At 36.7% G+C, this 15,306-nt stretch carries 18 protein-coding genes; 17 read left to right on the top strand and 1 reads right to left on the bottom strand.

Going from position 1 to position 15,306, the window contains the following annotated elements; genetic code table 11:
• The 15 genes from lpdA to G9F74_RS02535 all read left to right on the top strand — a co-directional run bounded on the left by lpdA (position 1) and on the right by G9F74_RS02535 (position 13,159).
• Positions 1–1,422, top strand: coding sequence for a dihydrolipoyl dehydrogenase (gene lpdA, locus G9F74_RS02605; RefSeq protein WP_000090439.1), 1,422 nt, complete (start codon positions 1–3; stop codon positions 1,420–1,422).
• A 27-nt stretch (positions 1,423–1,449) separates the two neighbouring features.
• Complete coding sequence (gene bfmBAA / locus G9F74_RS02600; protein ID WP_000852549.1) at positions 1,450–2,451, top strand: 3-methyl-2-oxobutanoate dehydrogenase subunit alpha; 1,002 nt, start codon at positions 1,450–1,452, stop codon at positions 2,449–2,451.
• 13 nt (positions 2,452–2,464) lie between these two features.
• On the top strand, positions 2,465–3,448 hold the full coding sequence (gene bfmBAB / locus G9F74_RS02595) for a 3-methyl-2-oxobutanoate dehydrogenase subunit beta (protein ID WP_000290072.1): 984 nt from the start codon (positions 2,465–2,467) through the stop codon (positions 3,446–3,448).
• A gap of 15 nt (positions 3,449–3,463) precedes the next feature.
• Positions 3,464–4,777 carry a dihydrolipoamide acetyltransferase family protein gene (locus tag G9F74_RS02590; protein ID WP_000257669.1) on the top strand — a complete coding sequence of 438 codons (1,314 nt, stop codon included), beginning with the start codon at positions 3,464–3,466 and terminating at the stop codon, positions 4,775–4,777.
• A 340-nt stretch (positions 4,778–5,117) separates the two neighbouring features.
• Entirely contained in the window at positions 5,118–6,296 is a 1,179-nt protein-coding gene (locus G9F74_RS02585) for an FtsW/RodA/SpoVE family cell cycle protein (RefSeq protein WP_000831187.1), read from the top strand.
• 99 nt (positions 6,297–6,395) lie between these two features.
• Entirely contained in the window at positions 6,396–7,100 is a 705-nt protein-coding gene (locus G9F74_RS02580) for a DUF421 domain-containing protein (RefSeq protein WP_000550952.1), read from the top strand.
• 70 nt (positions 7,101–7,170) lie between these two features.
• Positions 7,171–7,635 (top strand): NUDIX hydrolase, encoded by a 465-nt coding sequence (locus G9F74_RS02575; RefSeq protein WP_000542539.1) that lies wholly within the window; start codon positions 7,171–7,173, stop codon positions 7,633–7,635.
• Positions 7,636–7,754: 119 nt separating this feature from the next.
• The gene (locus tag G9F74_RS02570; protein ID WP_002044836.1) at positions 7,755–8,162 is read left to right on the top strand and encodes a YjdF family protein; all 408 of its coding nucleotides are present in this window, start codon (positions 7,755–7,757) and stop codon (positions 8,160–8,162) included.
• Positions 8,163–8,305: 143 nt separating this feature from the next.
• On the top strand, positions 8,306–8,719 hold the full coding sequence (locus G9F74_RS02565) for a BrxA/BrxB family bacilliredoxin (RefSeq protein ID WP_001979317.1): 414 nt from the start codon (positions 8,306–8,308) through the stop codon (positions 8,717–8,719).
• Positions 8,720–8,968: 249 nt separating this feature from the next.
• Positions 8,969–9,748 (top strand): transporter substrate-binding domain-containing protein, encoded by a 780-nt coding sequence (locus tag G9F74_RS02560; RefSeq protein WP_000735467.1) that lies wholly within the window; start codon positions 8,969–8,971, stop codon positions 9,746–9,748.
• A gap of 36 nt (positions 9,749–9,784) precedes the next feature.
• A complete protein-coding gene (locus G9F74_RS02555) occupies positions 9,785–10,444 on the top strand; it encodes an amino acid ABC transporter permease (RefSeq protein WP_001046918.1) in 660 nt (219 codons plus the stop codon).
• Positions 10,437–11,159, top strand: a complete 723-nt coding sequence (locus G9F74_RS02550; protein WP_000590222.1) for an amino acid ABC transporter ATP-binding protein — start codon at positions 10,437–10,439, stop codon at positions 11,157–11,159. Before G9F74_RS02555 ends, G9F74_RS02550 begins: the two co-directional genes overlap by 8 nt.
• 100 nt (positions 11,160–11,259) lie before the next feature.
• A complete protein-coding gene (locus tag G9F74_RS02545; RefSeq protein WP_000472694.1) occupies positions 11,260–12,228 on the top strand; it encodes an aromatic acid exporter family protein in 969 nt (322 codons plus the stop codon).
• A 16-nt stretch (positions 12,229–12,244) separates the two neighbouring features.
• A complete protein-coding gene (locus G9F74_RS02540; RefSeq protein ID WP_001146537.1) occupies positions 12,245–12,805 on the top strand; it encodes a L,D-transpeptidase in 561 nt (186 codons plus the stop codon).
• Positions 12,806–12,919: 114 nt separating this feature from the next.
• Positions 12,920–13,159, top strand: a complete 240-nt coding sequence (locus G9F74_RS02535; RefSeq protein ID WP_000281158.1) for a DUF3894 domain-containing protein — start codon at positions 12,920–12,922, stop codon at positions 13,157–13,159.
• Between the two features lie 72 nt (positions 13,160–13,231).
• Here G9F74_RS02535 and prli42 read toward each other — a convergent pair whose 3' ends face one another.
• Complete coding sequence (gene prli42, locus G9F74_RS02530; protein WP_000549039.1) at positions 13,232–13,324, bottom strand: stressosome-associated protein Prli42; 93 nt, start codon at positions 13,322–13,324, stop codon at positions 13,232–13,234.
• A gap of 187 nt (positions 13,325–13,511) precedes the next feature.
• Between prli42 and G9F74_RS02525 the strand changes: the two genes are divergently transcribed.
• Both G9F74_RS02525 and G9F74_RS02520 read left to right on the top strand, forming a co-directional pair.
• Complete coding sequence (locus G9F74_RS02525; RefSeq protein WP_002044843.1) at positions 13,512–14,057, top strand: GNAT family N-acetyltransferase; 546 nt, start codon at positions 13,512–13,514, stop codon at positions 14,055–14,057.
• A 127-nt stretch (positions 14,058–14,184) separates the two neighbouring features.
• On the top strand, positions 14,185–15,303 hold the full coding sequence (locus G9F74_RS02520) for a tripeptidase T (RefSeq protein ID WP_000609821.1): 1,119 nt from the start codon (positions 14,185–14,187) through the stop codon (positions 15,301–15,303).
• Positions 15,304–15,306 lie beyond the last annotated feature (3 nt).

Genomic DNA, 15,306 nt, shown 5'->3' with positions numbered 1-15,306 from the left:
ATGGCAAGAGAATATGATTTAGTCATCGTTGGCGGCGGTACAGGTGGATATGTTGCTGCAATTCGCGCATCACAACTAGGATTAAAAACAGCACTTGTTGAAAAAGAAAATCTTGGTGGTACTTGTTTGCATAAAGGATGTATTCCTAGTAAAGCTCTTTTACGTAGTGCGGAAGTATACGCAACTGCTAAAAAAAGCGAAGAGTTCGGAGTTATTGCAAGTAATGTAGAACTAAACTTTGCAAAAGTACAAGAGCGTAAAGAGAAGATTGTAACGCAGCTTCATAAAGGTGTTCAACATTTAATGAAACAAGGTAAAATTGATGTGTTTGAAGGTATTGGCCGTATTCTTGGCCCGTCTATTTTTTCTCCGATGCCAGGGACAATTTCAGTTGAACTTGCAAGTGGAGAAGAGAATGAAATGTTAATTCCAAAAAATGTACTTGTTGCAACGGGTTCTCGTCCAAATTCATTACCAGGTTTAGAGTTAGACGGAGAGTATGTAATGTCTTCAGATCATGCCCTAAAAATGGAAACGCTTCCTAGTTCGATCATTATCGTTGGTGGCGGTGTAATTGGTATTGAGTGGGCATCTATGCTTGCTGACTTCGGTGTAGAAGTTACAGTGTTAGAGTATGCGAAAACGATTTTACCACTAGAAGATCAGGACGTTTCAAAAGAAATGCAACGTCTGTTCAAGAAAAAAGGTATTAAAGTGGTGACTGGTGCAAAAGTATTACCAGAAACATTGGTAAAAGATAATGGAGTAACAATTCAAGCTGAACATAACGGTGAGAATAAAGAATTTAAAGCAGAAAAAATGCTTGTATCTGTAGGAAGACAAGCCAATACGCAAAATATTGGTTTAGAGAATACGGATATCGTTGTGGAAAAAGGATACATTCAAACAAATGAGTTTTATCAAACGAAAGAATCTCATATTTACGCAATTGGAGATGTAATCGGTGGCTTACAACTTGCTCACGTTGCTTCTCACGAAGGAATTGTTGCAGTAGAACATATTGCAGGGAAAGAAGTTACGCCAATTGATTACTCTATGGTATCAAAATGCGTATATAGCAGTCCAGAAGTTGCTTCTGTCGGTTTAACAGAACAAGAAGCGAAAGAAAAAGGCTATAAGTTAAAAGTAGGTAAGTTCTCATTCCGCGCAATCGGAAAAGCGCTTGTATACGGAGAATCTGATGGTTTTGTAAAGCTTGTAGTTGATGAAGAAACAAATGACATTCTTGGTGTTCATATGATTGGACCACACGTAACAGATATGATTTCTGAAGCTGGTCTTGCAAGAGTACTTGATGCAACACCTTGGGAAGTAGCACATACAATTCATCCGCATCCATCATTATCTGAGGCGATTGGTGAAGCAGCACTTGCTGTAGATGGAAGAGCGTTACACGCATAAAAATGTGGATTTAGGAGGTTATGAAAAATGGCAGAAGTAAAAGAAAAGCGCCATGAAGAGCTTGGCTTAAGTGATGAGCAAGTATTAGAAATGTTCCGTACGATGTTACTTGCACGTAAAATTGACGAACGTATGTGGTTATTAAACCGTGCAGGTAAAATTCCATTCGTAATTTCTTGTCAAGGACAAGAGGCTGCACAAGTTGGAGCAGCGTTCGCTCTTGATAGAGAGAAAGATTATGCATTACCATACTACCGTGATATGGGTGTTGTACTAGCGTTTGGTATGACAGCTAAAGAGCTTATGTTGTCAGCTTTCGCGAAAGCTGGAGATCCAAACTCTGGTGGTCGTCAAATGCCTGGTCACTTCGGTCAAAAGAAAAATCGTATTGTGACAGGTTCATCTCCAGTAACAACACAAGTACCACATGCAGTTGGTATTGCGTTAGCTGGAAAAATGGAGAAGAAAGATTTAGTAACGTTCGTTACATTTGGAGAAGGTTCTTCAAACCAAGGTGACTTCCATGAAGGGGCAAACTTTGCTGGTGTACACAAACTACCTGTTATTTTCATGTGTGAAAATAACAAATATGCAATCTCTATTCCGGTTGAAAAACAATTAGCATGTAAAAACGTATCAGATCGTGCAATTGGTTACGGTATGCCTGGATATACAATAGACGGAAACGATCCGCTTGCAGTATATAAAGCTGTAAAAGAAGCAGCAGACCGCGGTCGACGTGGTGAAGGTCCAACTTTAATTGAAACAGTATCATATCGTTTAACAGCACATTCTAGTGACGATGATGATCGTGTTTATCGTGATAAAGAAGAAGTAGAAGAAGCAAAGAAAAAAGATTCAATTATAACATTTGCAGCTTATTTAAAAGAAGCTGGCGTGTTAACTGAGGAATTTGAAAAACAAATGTTAGACGAAATTATGCATATCGTAAATGAAGCAACAGAATATGCAGAAAATGCTCCGTATGCAGCACCTGAAGATGCATTGAAGCACGTATACGCAGAATAGGGGGGAACGTTTCATGGCTGTAATGTCTTATATTGATGCTATTACATTAGCAATGCGCGAAGAAATGGAACGCGATGAGAAAGTATTCGTTTTAGGAGAAGATGTTGGTAAAAAAGGTGGCGTGTTTAAAGCGACACACGGTTTATACGATCAATTTGGTGAAGATCGTGCACTTGATGCACCGCTTGCAGAATCTGCAATTGCTGGGGTAGCAATTGGTGCGGCAATGTATGGTATGCGCCCAATCGCTGAAATGCAGTTTGCTGATTTCATCATGCCAGCAGTAAACCAAATTGTTTCTGAGGCAGCAAAAATTCGTTATCGTTCTAACAACGATTGGACTTGTCCAGTTACAATTCGTGCGCCATTTGGCGGGGGGGTTCACGGTGCATTGTATCATTCACAATCTGTAGAAGCGATGTTTGCAAACCAACCAGGTTTAAAAATTGTTATCCCTTCTACACCATATGATGCAAAAGGCTTATTAAAAGCTGCAATTCGTGATGAAGATCCGGTACTATTCTTTGAGCATAAGCGTGCCTATCGCTTAATTAAAGGTGAAGTGCCAGAAGATGACTACGTATTACCAATCGGAAAAGCAGATGTAAAACGTGAAGGTGATGATATTACTGTTATCACTTACGGATTATGTGTTCACTTTGCTCTTCAAGCAGCTGAGAAGTTAGCGCAAGATGGCATTTCTGCACACATTCTTGATTTACGTACTGTGTATCCATTAGATAAAGAAGCAATCATAGAAGCTGCTTCTAAAACAGGTAAAGTTCTTCTTGTAACAGAAGATAATAAAGAAGGAAGCATTATGAGTGAAGTGGCGGCAATTATCGCTGAAAATTGTCTGTTTGATTTAGATGCACCAGTTGCACGTCTTGCAGGCCCAGATGTTCCAGCAATGCCATATGCACCAACAATGGAAAAATTCTTTATGGTAAATCCAGATAAAGTTGAAAAAGCAATGCGTGAACTTGCGGAATTTTAATCGGGGGGACTATACATGGCTGTAGAAAATATTACAATGCCTCAGCTCGGGGAGAGCGTTACAGAGGGCACAATTAGTAAATGGCTCGTTAATGTTGGCGATCACGTAAATAAGTATGATCCGCTTGCAGAAGTAATGACTGACAAAGTAAATGCAGAAGTACCATCTTCTTTCACTGGTATTGTGAAAGAGTTAATCGCTGGTGAAGGTGATACGTTAGCTGTAGGTGAAGTAGTTTGTGTCATTCAAGTAGAAGGCGCGGATGAAGTAGCAGCAACAGCTGTAGAAGAAAAAACAAAAGAAGAACCAAAGGCAGAAGTAACTACGCCTGAAAAAGCGCCGAAAGTAAAACAACCAACTGATGGAAAACCACGTTTTTCACCAGCGGTATTAAAACTTGCGGGCGAGCATAACGTTGATTTAGATTTAGTAGAAGGTACGGGAGCAAATGGTCGTATCACTCGTAAAGATATTTTAAAACTAGTGGAATCTGGAAACATTCCGCAAGTAGGTGCGAAAAAAGAGGAAGCTGTAGCAGTAGTAGAAGCGCGCCCAGAAGCATCAAAAGCAGCGCCAGTAGCGCAAAAAGTAGAAGCTGCGAAACCAGTTTCTGTACCGACAATGCCTGGCGATATCGAAATTCCAGTAACAGGTGTGCGTAAAGCAATTGCAGCGAATATGTTACGTAGTAAACATGAGGCGCCACACGCTTGGATGATGATTGAAGTAGATGTGACAAACCTTGTGTCATACCGTAATTCAATTAAAGGTGACTTTAAGAAGCGCGAAGGCTTTAACTTAACGTTCTTTGCTTTCTTCGTAAAAGCAGTAGCACAAGCGTTAAAAGAGTATCCTCAAATCAATTCTATGTGGGCTGGCGATAAAATCGTTCAGAAGAAAGATATTAACCTTTCTATCGCTGTTGCAACAGAGGAAGAACTATTTGTACCAGTAATTAAACACGCGGATGAGAAGACGATTAAAGGTATCGCTCGTGAAATTACAGAGCTTGCAGGAAAAGTACGTACGAAATCGTTAAAAGCGGACGAAATGCAAGGTGGAACATTTACAATTAATAACACAGGATCATTTGGTTCTGTTCAATCTATGGGTATTATTAATTACCCTCAAGCGGCTATTTTACAAGTTGAATCAATTGTAAAACGCCCAGTAATTATGGATAACGGTATGTTCGGTGCTCGTGACATGGTTAACTTATGTTTATCACTTGATCACCGTGTACTAGATGGCTTAATTTGTGGTAAGTTCTTAGGACGTGTAAAAGAAATTTTAGAAAATACGTCAGAAAATAATACATCTGTATATTAATAAAAAGCTCGCTTATGCGAGCTTTTTATCATCTTATTTCTTCATCTACAACCTACTATATGTATAATATCTTTCCCAGTAATCTTACAATGAACGATTATGTATTAGGAATTTATGAAAATACATTGCTGATATATGGTATATGGATATAAAATAAGAAAAGAATAATTTTTTTGGCAAATCTTACTGACGAAACTGTAGTATAATATATTGTATTGTATGAAAAAGAGAGTTATTCTATATAAGTGTTTTATAGATAATGTGTAATCAGTCGTCAAAACATGAAGAATGTTGACTCCTGGTTTTTTATTTTGCTGTAACAATGTTTCAGGAGGATGTCATGAAAAGAAGTACCGAGTTTCTAAAAAGTTTAGATGTAAAATTAATTTTAATTTTGTGTGCACTATGTGTTACGAGTATAGCTGCTATATATAGCAGTCAGCAAACTGGCCAATATGGAGAGGCAAACTTTGCGATGAAACAGGGTTTGAACTACATAATTGGGGTTGTATTGTTATTGCTTGTTGCAAGCATTGACCTAGATCAATTACAAAAATTGTCTTGGCCACTTTATATCGTTGGATTTGCTTCACTTATTCTTTTGAAAATACTACCAGTTTCCACTTTCACACCTGAAAAATTAGGTGCAAAAAGATGGTTTGTATTTCCGCTAGTTGGACAAATTCAGCCGTCTGAGTTTTTCAAAATTTCATTGCTTCTCGTAGTAGCAAGTATAGCAGTGAAACATAATGCACAGTATATGGCAAGGACATTCCAAACGGACTTAAAATTAGTAGGTAAAATTGTGCTAGTATCCCTCCCGCCTATGGCTGTTGTATATAGCCAACCGGATACAGGGATGGTGTTCTTATATGCTGCTGCCATTGCATGTATTTTATTTATGTCAGGTATTCAGAAGAAATTGATAGCGTTATGTACAGTTATTCCAGTCACCATATTAACTACGTTAATATTTATTTACGTAAGGTATGAGGATTTCTTCTTTAATAAGTTAGTTACTTTACTAAAACCTCACCAACAATCACGTATTTTAGGTTGGTTAGATCCATTTGAACATACAGATCAAGGTTATCAAACGCAGCAATCGATTTTAGCTGTAGGTAGTGGCGGTATGGAAGGGAAAGGATTTGGCGAAGGGAACGTCTATATCCCTGAGAAGCATACTGACTTTATTTTCGCTACAATTGCCGAAGAAGGTGGATTTATCGTAGCAGCGTTAGTTGTGTTCTTGTTCCTATTACTACTATATAGAACAATTATTATTGGTTATTCTGCTGATAATTTATTCGGTACATTATTATGTGCTGGATCAATTGGGATATTAACGGTTCAAATATTCCAAAACATCGGTATGATCGTTGGATTAATGCCTGTAAAAGGGATTGCATTGCCTTTCTTATCGTATGGGGGAAGTTCCTTGTTCTCGAATATGATTATGATGGGTCTCATATTATCGGTACGGAAAACGTATAAAAAATATATGTTTTCAGTTAAGTAAAAAAGCTAGTTCGTGTAAAAACGAACTAGCTTTTTTACATATATGCTCTTAAACGTTGCAAACTAAAACAGACTAGCAGTTTGAGATGGGGTGCGAATGATGCATATGCATATTTTTGAAGGGGCACGGCACCTTTCAAATATGGAATGGGTTGTACGGGCTATAATAGCATACGTATTTTTAATATTAGTTACGAAAGCGATGGGGCAAAGATCTATCGCACAACTTCGTTTTTTAGATGTTGTATTAGTGCTATTGCTTGGTGGGAATATTTCTAACGCATTGTCTGATGAAAAAGTAGGGTTACTCGGTTCGATGATTACAACGTTCATACTCGTTGTACTTCATATTATAAGCTCAGTTTTAATGCTGAAATGGGATAGATGGAGACGTTTTTTAGAGCCAGCACCTATCATTCTTATACACAATGGTTCCATTGATTTTAGCAATTTGAAAAAAGCGAGAATTACCGTGGAATATTTATTTTCGGAACTTCGTATGCGAAATGTGAGCGATATTCAAACAATCAAATTAGCATTATGGGAAGCGAACGGTGTCGTTTCTATATTTAGATATCCAGAATATGAAGCAGTTTCGCGACTTGATCTTAAAGTGGCGGGAAAAAAATCTCCAGTTTCTTTTGTATTAGTAAAGGATGGGAGGATTCAGAAAGATGTTCTTGCTTTATTAGGAAAAACAGAAGCGTGGGCGAGAGAATTTCTAGAGGAGAGTACAGAAGTCGAATCTATTATGTTAGCTACAGTAGATGAAGCACATAAAATAAATATTTTGTTAAAAAAATGAAAAATATACGCATTTTGTCGTTTCATACATATGATACAATAGTGTGGACAACGAAAAAGGAGGCGATACGATGGGATATGTAGAAGAATTACGAAAAATAGTTGGTCATCGCCCTTTAATTTTAGTTGGTGCTGTTGTACTCGTTATAAATGAACATGGAGATGTATTATTGCAACAACGAACAGAACCGTATGGAAAATGGGGGCTGCCTGGCGGGCTCATGGAGCTTGGTGAATCACCAGAAGAAACAGCTTACCGTGAAGTATATGAAGAGACAGGTATAGAAGTAAAGAACTTACGATTAATCAATGTGTTTTCTGGAGCGAACTACTTTACAAAATTAGCAAACGGTGATGAATTTCAATCTGTAACGACAGCCTATTATACGGATGAATACGAAGGACATTTTGTTATGAATAAAGAAGAGGCGGTTCAGCTTAAATTCTTTCCAGTAACGGAGCTACCTGACTATATTGTTGGATCGCATAAAAAAATGATTGTTGAATATATGAAAATTATGGAAATGAATATATAATAATGAAAGAAATATAAAAACACAGCTCTGGTCGGTAGTCCAGACGCATGATTTCATGTCAGTAACCTTCCCCTCCGGGATGTCCAATATTTCTAATTTTATTAAAGGAGGGGCTGTCAATGGATTTGACAGTATATCACGACGGTCAATTTTTTGTAGGAATTATTACGCATAAAGAAAAAGGGAAATTGTATGGAGCGAGGTATATTTTTGGAATGGAACCTTCAGACGAGGAAGTACTTATATTTGTGAATGGTCCAATGTTAGCATATTTCCAGCACGTTGCAAAATGTGGTGTGGACGTTAAAGAAAAACAGCGTCCAAAAAATATAAAACGTATCATACGAGAAGCGGCAAAAGAAGTAAATGTAAAACGTTTTACAAAGGCACAAGAAGCAATTAGTTTATCTTATGAACTGCATAAACAAGAACAGAAAGTGCAATCTAAAGAGAAACGGGAAGCTGAAAAGCAGAGAAAACGTTTTATAAAAGTACAAAAAGCAAAGCAAAAACATCGTGGTCATTGAGAAAAGGTGTTAGAGCAAGAGCTCTAACACCTTTTCTATGCTTAAATACAAGTAAACTTACTTGTATTTCATAAACATTAACTGGTAAGATACAAATAGGTAGATTTAGAGGAGGGAAAAGATTGATTAATTTTAACTTTTTTATGAATGATGTTGTTCGTCAAGCGCGTGAAGAGATCGTTTCTGCTGGATATACAGAATTAACGACACCAGAAGCAGTTGAAGAAGCGTTTAAAAGAAATGGTACAACACTTGTAATGGTAAACTCTGTATGTGGTTGTGCAGGTGGTATTGCTCGCCCTGCTGCTGCGCATTCCGTACATTATGATAAACGTCCTAACCATCTTGTAACGGTGTTTGCAGGTCAAGATAAAGAAGCAACAGCAAGAGCTCGTGAATATTTTGAAGGGTATCCACCTTCTTCTCCATCATTTGCTTTATTAAAAGATGGAAAAATTGTAACGATGGTAGAACGTCATGAAATTGAAGGTCATGAACCGATGCAAGTTATTGCGAAATTACAATCGTATTTTGAAGAGAATTGTGAAGAACTATAAATAAGTGAAAAGGCGGTACGCCCACGATTAAGTGGGTGTACCGCTTTTTTTATTAATTATACAAAACGATGGAATATACATCATCTTGTTTTGTTATGCAGTTTTTTATGCATTGAGAATGCGTTATTTAATGTTATTTTATTTATTTTTATTTTATATATTGCATAAAAATAAAACTGCTGATACAATACAAACATCGAATAAATATTCTATTAAACTTTTAAATATACATTATTAGGGGGAAGAAAGATGAAGAAGTTATTATCGATATCGTTTGCACTTATTTTAATTGTAAGTATGTTTAGTGCGTGTAGTAATGGGGACGTAAAAGAAGAAAACGGAAATAAGAAAGTACTTGTAATGGGAACTTCAGCAGACTATAAACCTTATGAATATGTAGAAGCTTCAAAGAGTGATGAAATTATTGGCTTTGACATTGATATTGCAAAGTATATCGGAAAAGAACTTGGGTATGAAGTGAAAGTGAAAGATATGGATTTTGGTGGTTTATTAGCGTCTCTTAGCTCAGGAAAAGTTGATTTTGTAATGGCAGGTATGACGCCAACGGCAGAGCGTAAAAATAATGTAGATTTTACAGATATATATTTTGTTGCGAAAAACATGATTGTTTCTAAAAAGGATTCTAACATTAAATCAGTAGAAGATTTAAAAGGGAAAAAAGTAGGGGTACAAACAGGATCTATTCAAGAAGAGAAGGCGGCGGAATTTAAAAAACAAGTTGATTTCAAAGCTGAGGGACGTGACCGTATACCAGAAATTGTACAAGAAATTAAAGCGGGTCGTTTTGATGCGGCGATTTTAGAAGATACAGTAGCGAAAAATTATTTAGAGAAAATGAAAGATTTACAAGGAATTGAAATTAAAGAAGCGCCAGAAGAAGTAGGAGCAGCAATTGCCCTTCCGAAAAACAGTGATAAAACAGCTGAATTTAATAAAGTGATTAAAAAAATGCAAGAAAACGGAGAAATGGATAAATTAGTGAAGAAGTGGTTTGGCAGCGGAAAATAAGCTGCCTTTCACTTTTCTGTGAAGGGAATGAAAAGAATGAACTTGGATTTTTCGGCGATTACGCCTTCGATACCGTATATATTAAAAGGGCTAGAAGTTACTTTGAAAATTGTAGCAGTATCAGCTTTAGCAGGATTTATTTTAGGAACGTTATTAGCACTTTGTAAGATTGCTAGAATACGAGCATTAAATATAGCGGCAGATCTTTATACATCAATTTTCCGTGGTACACCACTTGTATTGCAATTAATGATTATTTATTTTGGTGTCCCGCAAATAATTGGTTATGAGATACCGGCCTTTTTAGCGGCTGTACTAGCATTTAGTTTGAATTCAGGTGCATATATGTCAGAAGTCATCCGTGCCGGCATTCAAGCGGTTGATAAAGGACAAACTGAAGCAGCGATGGCTTTAGGAATTCCATATGGAAAAATGATGCGAAATATTATTTTTCCCCAAGCTTTAAAAAATATATTACCGGCACTTGTAAACGAGTTTGCGACGCTTACGAAAGAGTCGGCTGTAGTCACAGTAATAGGTGCGACGGATTTAATGCGCCGCGCTTACATTGTAGGCGGTGAAACGTTTAAATATCTTGAGCCGCTACTATTTGTTGGTCTGATCTACTATACGCTAGTCATTATTCTTACATTAGTCGGGAAGGCAATTGAAGGGAGAATGAAAAAAAGTGATTAAAATTGAAAACCTTCATAAATCATTCGGGAAAAACGAAGTATTAAAAGGCATTACAACAACGATTGAAAAAGGGGAAGTAGTTGCAATTATCGGACCGTCCGGATCAGGGAAATCAACATTTTTACGCTGTATGAATGTGTTAGAAGCACCGACAAATGGTCGCATTTGGATTGGAACGGAAGAAGTAACGAATCCGAAAACGAATATAATGCACGTTCGTGAAAATGTAGGAATGGTATTTCAGCATTTTCACCTATTCCCTCATATGACTGTATTAGAAAATATTACGTATGCTCCTATCAATGTAAAAGGAGTAACGAAACAAGAGGCTGAAAAGAAAGCCGAGAAACTTTTAGAAAAAGTAGGCTTGTTAAATAAAAAAGATACGTATCCGAATCGCCTTTCAGGGGGACAAAAGCAACGTGTAGCGATAGCGAGAGCTTTAGCGATGGAACCGGAAGTTATGCTGTTCGATGAACCAACATCAGCGCTAGACCCAGAGATGGTGAAAGAAGTGCTAGAAGTTATGAAATCATTGGTAACGACAGGAATGACGATGGCGATTGTTACGCATGAAATGGGATTTGCAAAAGAGGTGGCAGATCGCGTTCTTTTCTTAGACGGAGGAAACCTTGTAGAAGACAGTCCGCCAGCACAATTTTTTGCAGCACCAAAAAGTGAACGTGCGCAACAATTTTTACAAAAAATATTGTAATATGAAAAGGTTATGTGAATAATAAGTAGAAAAGGATGACATTGTGTCATCCTTTTTTTATACTAACTGTAAATACGTTTATACATATAGGAGTAATGATATGTTTAAAATTGGATACCGTACAGTAAAAACAGCAATAGGGACAGGAGCGGCAGTTTTTATTGCTCAGTTATTAGGGTTAGAATTTTATAGTTCAGCAGGTATTTTAGTTATATTATGTGTACAAAATACGAAGCGTAAATCACTTCAAGTATCGGTACATCGATTTTTAGCTTGTGTATTATCAATGGTATTCGCATTTTGCATTTTTGAAACAATTGGCTATACCCCACTTGCAATTAGCGTATTATTACTTACATTTATTCCGACTGCAGTTATGTTGAAAATTCAAGAAGGCATCGTCACGAGTTCAGTTATTGTTATGCATCTATATTCATTGAAACACATTACATGGCTTATAGTTGGAAATGAAATTGCTATATTAACGATAGGAATTAGTGTGGCGTTATTAGTGAACATGTATATGCCAAGTAGTGAAAATAAGCTAAGAGAGTATCGGAATAAAATAGAAAGTAATTTTAAAACGATATTGTTTGAAATGGTTGTGTATTTACGAAATCGAGAAAGTAGTTGGAGCGGGGCAGAACTCATTGAAACCGAGAATATGCTAAATGAAGCAAGAGATTTATCTTTTAAGAAGCTTGAGAATGCATTTATGCGCGAAGATGATTATTACTATCGTTACTTTAATATGCGCATGCAACAATTCGAAATTTTAGAGCGAATGATACCATTGGCAGCCTCTTTATCGTGGACATATGAACAAGCTGATATGATTGCCGATGTTGTTGAAAATATTGGGAATGCAATTAGCCCTGAAAGTACAGGTGTTATTTCCTTAAGGCAGCTTCAAGAAATGAGAGAATTGTTTAGAGAAATGCCGTTACCAGTCACACGTGAAGAATTTGAAATACGTGCAAAACTTGTTCAACTTGTATATGAAATGGAGCAATATTTACTCATTAAAAGTCGCTTTAAGGGAAAGGATAATATAAAAGAACTTATATAGAAGGTAGGAATTATTTATGCCGTATCTTCTCTCTTTCATATTATGTCTTTCTTTATCGCCGATTTGGCCTCTTGGTGATAATCCACGTGCCGGAGATCCTTTCATTATTGTAAATAAAGCGACGAATAAACTAGCTTACATTGACGATGGGAAAATTCAAAAGATTTTTCCCGTAGCGACAGGAAAAACGAATGAATTAACCCCAGAAGGAACTTTTGATATTGTAATGAAAGCGAAGGATCCGTACTATATTGCAAAAGATATTCCAGGTGGTTCACCAAAAAATCCACTTGGATCAAGGTGGATTGGGTTTAATGCAAGAGGAACTGATGGGAGTAAATATGGAATACATGGAACAAACCAACCAAGTTCAATTGGAAAGTATATTTCACAAGGATGTATAAGAATGAAGAAAAACGATGTGGAATATTTATTTGATCGCATTCCAATTGGAACAAAAGTGTGGATTGTGAAGTCGAAAAAAACATTTCAGCAATTGGCAAAAGAAAAAGGTGCCATTGCATATGAAAAAGCCAACGCAAAGGTTGGCTTTTTCTTTTATCATAAGTTGTCTTGACATGTGTACATAACCATGCGTTAATGAAAATATAGAAAGATAAAGTGAAACTTTAATCAGTGCGAGGTTATTCCCCGTTAATGCGGGATAAAAATAGGTAAAGGGGTTGCTCATATGTACTTGAATCCAAAAATTTCGTATATGCAGTTTTTTATTGGCTTTCTATTTGTGATTACATTCATATTGGCAACTTTTAATATATGCTCTTACGTTGTAGCGATTGTATTGATGGCATTACTTAATCTTACTTTTGTTATTGGGGCGTTTCAACACAAACAGTACACGAGTTTTGTGATAGCGTTAGTAATGGCATTTTCCTTTAGTATTGTAGCGGTTGTGCTTTATATAAAATAAACCATCTCGATGTCGAGATGGTTTATTTTATTATGTGTAAAACGTAAAAAAAGGACGAACACATCGCCCTTTTTACCAAAACATACTTGCGCCAGCAAGTAATGTTGTTACAAGCATAGAAATTAGCATGATATAAACCATAACTTTTTGAGCTTTTTTATGCATCGTTAAACCTCCTTGCAAATCAGTACACCTTCATTGTAACGAGAAATGAAACTGTGGACAAGGGGAGAGAAAGGACAAATTTCGGGAAGGGGTTGCAAAATATAACAGGAAATTTAAGTATGCATAGAGAATATATTAAAAGATAGATTGTGAGTTTTTGTTTTGCAAGCTGAGGAATGGAGATACGATGATGAAAATATATGAGACAGGCCGCTTACATTTAAGGGAAATCGATGAGTCGTATGCTGAAAAAATTCTTCAATATTACGACAGAAATCGTGAATTTTTAAAAGCTTGGGAAGAGTATAGACCGGAGGATTTTTTTACGTTAGATTATCAAAAGAAAAAGCTACAAAAGGATAGAAAAGAGTTTACAGAAGGTAAGATCATTAGGCTATGGATTTTTAAAAAAGGTGATGACACGAAAATAATTGGCTGTATTTCATTTAATTTAATCGTTCGTGGTATTTATCAATCTTGTGTACTCAGTTATAAATTAGATAAGGAAGAGTTAAATAAAGGTTATACGACAGAAGCGCTTAGAAAAGCAATTGCAGTTGCTTTTGAGGAATTTCATTTACATCGTATAGAAGCACCAATTATGCCGCGTAATTTAGCATCTATACAAGTAGTGACGAAAATAGGCTTCCAGTATGAGGGTGTATCTAGGAAGATGTTAATGGTAAATGGAGTGTGGGAAGATCATATGCGCTGGGTATTGTTAAATGAGTAATCGAAAGCAGATGGTTATCTAGACATATAAACCGTCTGTTTTTTGTCTTGTATTTCGAAACTTTTGCGAAATTCTGTTATAATTAGTAGTGTTACATACATAATGGTAGTGCAGGAGGCGCAGTCTTATGATTAATCAAGAACGTTTAGTAAATGAATTTATGGAATTAGTACAAGTAGATTCTGAAACGAAATTTGAAGCAGAAATCTGCAAAGTATTAACAAAGAAATTTACGGATTTAGGTGTAGAAGTATTTGAAGATGACACAATGTCTGTAACTGGTCATGGTGCAGGTAACTTAATTTGTACTTTACCAGCAACAAAAGATGGCGTGGATACAATTTACTTTACTTCTCATATGGATACAGTAGTTCCTGGTAATGGAATTAAGCCTTCTATTAAAGATGGATATATCGTATCAGATGGTACTACAATTTTAGGTGCGGATGATAAAGCAGGATTAGCGTCAATGTTTGAAGCAATTCGTGTGTTAAAAGAGAAAAATATTCCTCATGGTAAAATTGAATTTATTATTACAGTTGGAGAAGAATCTGGACTTGTTGGTGCAAAAGCATTAGACCGTGAGCGCATTACAGCGAAATATGGTTACGCATTAGATAGCGATGGAAAAGTTGGTGAAATCGTTGTTGCAGCTCCAACACAAGCGAAAGTGAACGCAATTATTCGCGGGAAAACAGCTCATGCTGGTGTAGCACCAGAAAAAGGTGTATCTGCAATTACGATCGCAGCGAAAGCAATTGCGAAGATGCCACTTGGTCGTATTGATTCTGAAACGACTGCAAATATTGGACGTTTTGAAGGTGGTACACAAACAAATATCGTTTGTGATCATGTACAAATCTTTGCAGAGGCTCGTTCTTTAATCAACGAGAAAATGGAAGAACAAGTTGCGAAAATGAAAGAAGCATTTGAAACAACTGCAAAAGATATGGGTGGTCAAGCAGACGTTGAAATAAACGTTATGTACCCAGGATTTAAATTTGCTGATGGCGACCACGTTGTAGAAGTTGCAAAACGTGCAGCTGAAAAAATTGGTCGCACACCTTCTCTTCACCAAAGTGGTGGCGGAAGTGATGCAAACGTAATTGCAGGACACGGTATTCCAACAGTTAACTTAGCGGTTGGTTATGAAGAAATTCATACAACAAACGAGAAGATTCCTGTTGAAGAATTAGTGAAAACAGCAGAATTAGTTGTTGCAATTATTGAAGAAGTAGCGAAGTAATAA

It is taken from the genome of Bacillus sp. EKM202B, assembly GCF_011066025.1.
Classification (GTDB): domain Bacteria; phylum Bacillota; class Bacilli; order Bacillales; family Bacillaceae_G; genus Bacillus_A; species Bacillus_A toyonensis.
This window is presented reverse-complemented; position numbering and strand designations above follow the sequence as displayed.

Coding starts and splice junctions, on each gene's coding strand:
- G9F74_RS02535 (WP_000281158.1), top strand. CDS start 12,920: ATGTACTTGAATCCAAAAATTTCGTATATGCAGTTTTTTATTGGCTTT.
- G9F74_RS02545 (WP_000472694.1), top strand. CDS start 11,260: ATGTTTAAAATTGGATACCGTACAGTAAAAACAGCAATAGGGACAGGA.
- G9F74_RS02540 (WP_001146537.1), top strand. CDS start 12,245: ATGCCGTATCTTCTCTCTTTCATATTATGTCTTTCTTTATCGCCGATT.
- bfmBAB (WP_000290072.1), top strand. CDS start 2,465: ATGGCTGTAATGTCTTATATTGATGCTATTACATTAGCAATGCGCGAA.
- G9F74_RS02560 (WP_000735467.1), top strand. CDS start 8,969: ATGAAGAAGTTATTATCGATATCGTTTGCACTTATTTTAATTGTAAGT.
- G9F74_RS02570 (WP_002044836.1), top strand. CDS start 7,755: ATGGATTTGACAGTATATCACGACGGTCAATTTTTTGTAGGAATTATT.
- lpdA (WP_000090439.1), top strand. CDS start 1: ATGGCAAGAGAATATGATTTAGTCATCGTTGGCGGCGGTACAGGTGGA.
- bfmBAA (WP_000852549.1), top strand. CDS start 1,450: ATGGCAGAAGTAAAAGAAAAGCGCCATGAAGAGCTTGGCTTAAGTGAT.
- G9F74_RS02525 (WP_002044843.1), top strand. CDS start 13,512: ATGATGAAAATATATGAGACAGGCCGCTTACATTTAAGGGAAATCGAT.
- G9F74_RS02565 (WP_001979317.1), top strand. CDS start 8,306: ATGAATGATGTTGTTCGTCAAGCGCGTGAAGAGATCGTTTCTGCTGGA.
- G9F74_RS02520 (WP_000609821.1), top strand. CDS start 14,185: ATGATTAATCAAGAACGTTTAGTAAATGAATTTATGGAATTAGTACAA.
- G9F74_RS02555 (WP_001046918.1), top strand. CDS start 9,785: ATGAACTTGGATTTTTCGGCGATTACGCCTTCGATACCGTATATATTA.
- G9F74_RS02585 (WP_000831187.1), top strand. CDS start 5,118: ATGAAAAGAAGTACCGAGTTTCTAAAAAGTTTAGATGTAAAATTAATT.
- G9F74_RS02580 (WP_000550952.1), top strand. CDS start 6,396: ATGCATATGCATATTTTTGAAGGGGCACGGCACCTTTCAAATATGGAA.
- prli42 (WP_000549039.1), bottom strand. CDS start 13,324: ATGCATAAAAAAGCTCAAAAAGTTATGGTTTATATCATGCTAATTTCT.
- G9F74_RS02590 (WP_000257669.1), top strand. CDS start 3,464: ATGGCTGTAGAAAATATTACAATGCCTCAGCTCGGGGAGAGCGTTACA.
- G9F74_RS02575 (WP_000542539.1), top strand. CDS start 7,171: ATGGGATATGTAGAAGAATTACGAAAAATAGTTGGTCATCGCCCTTTA.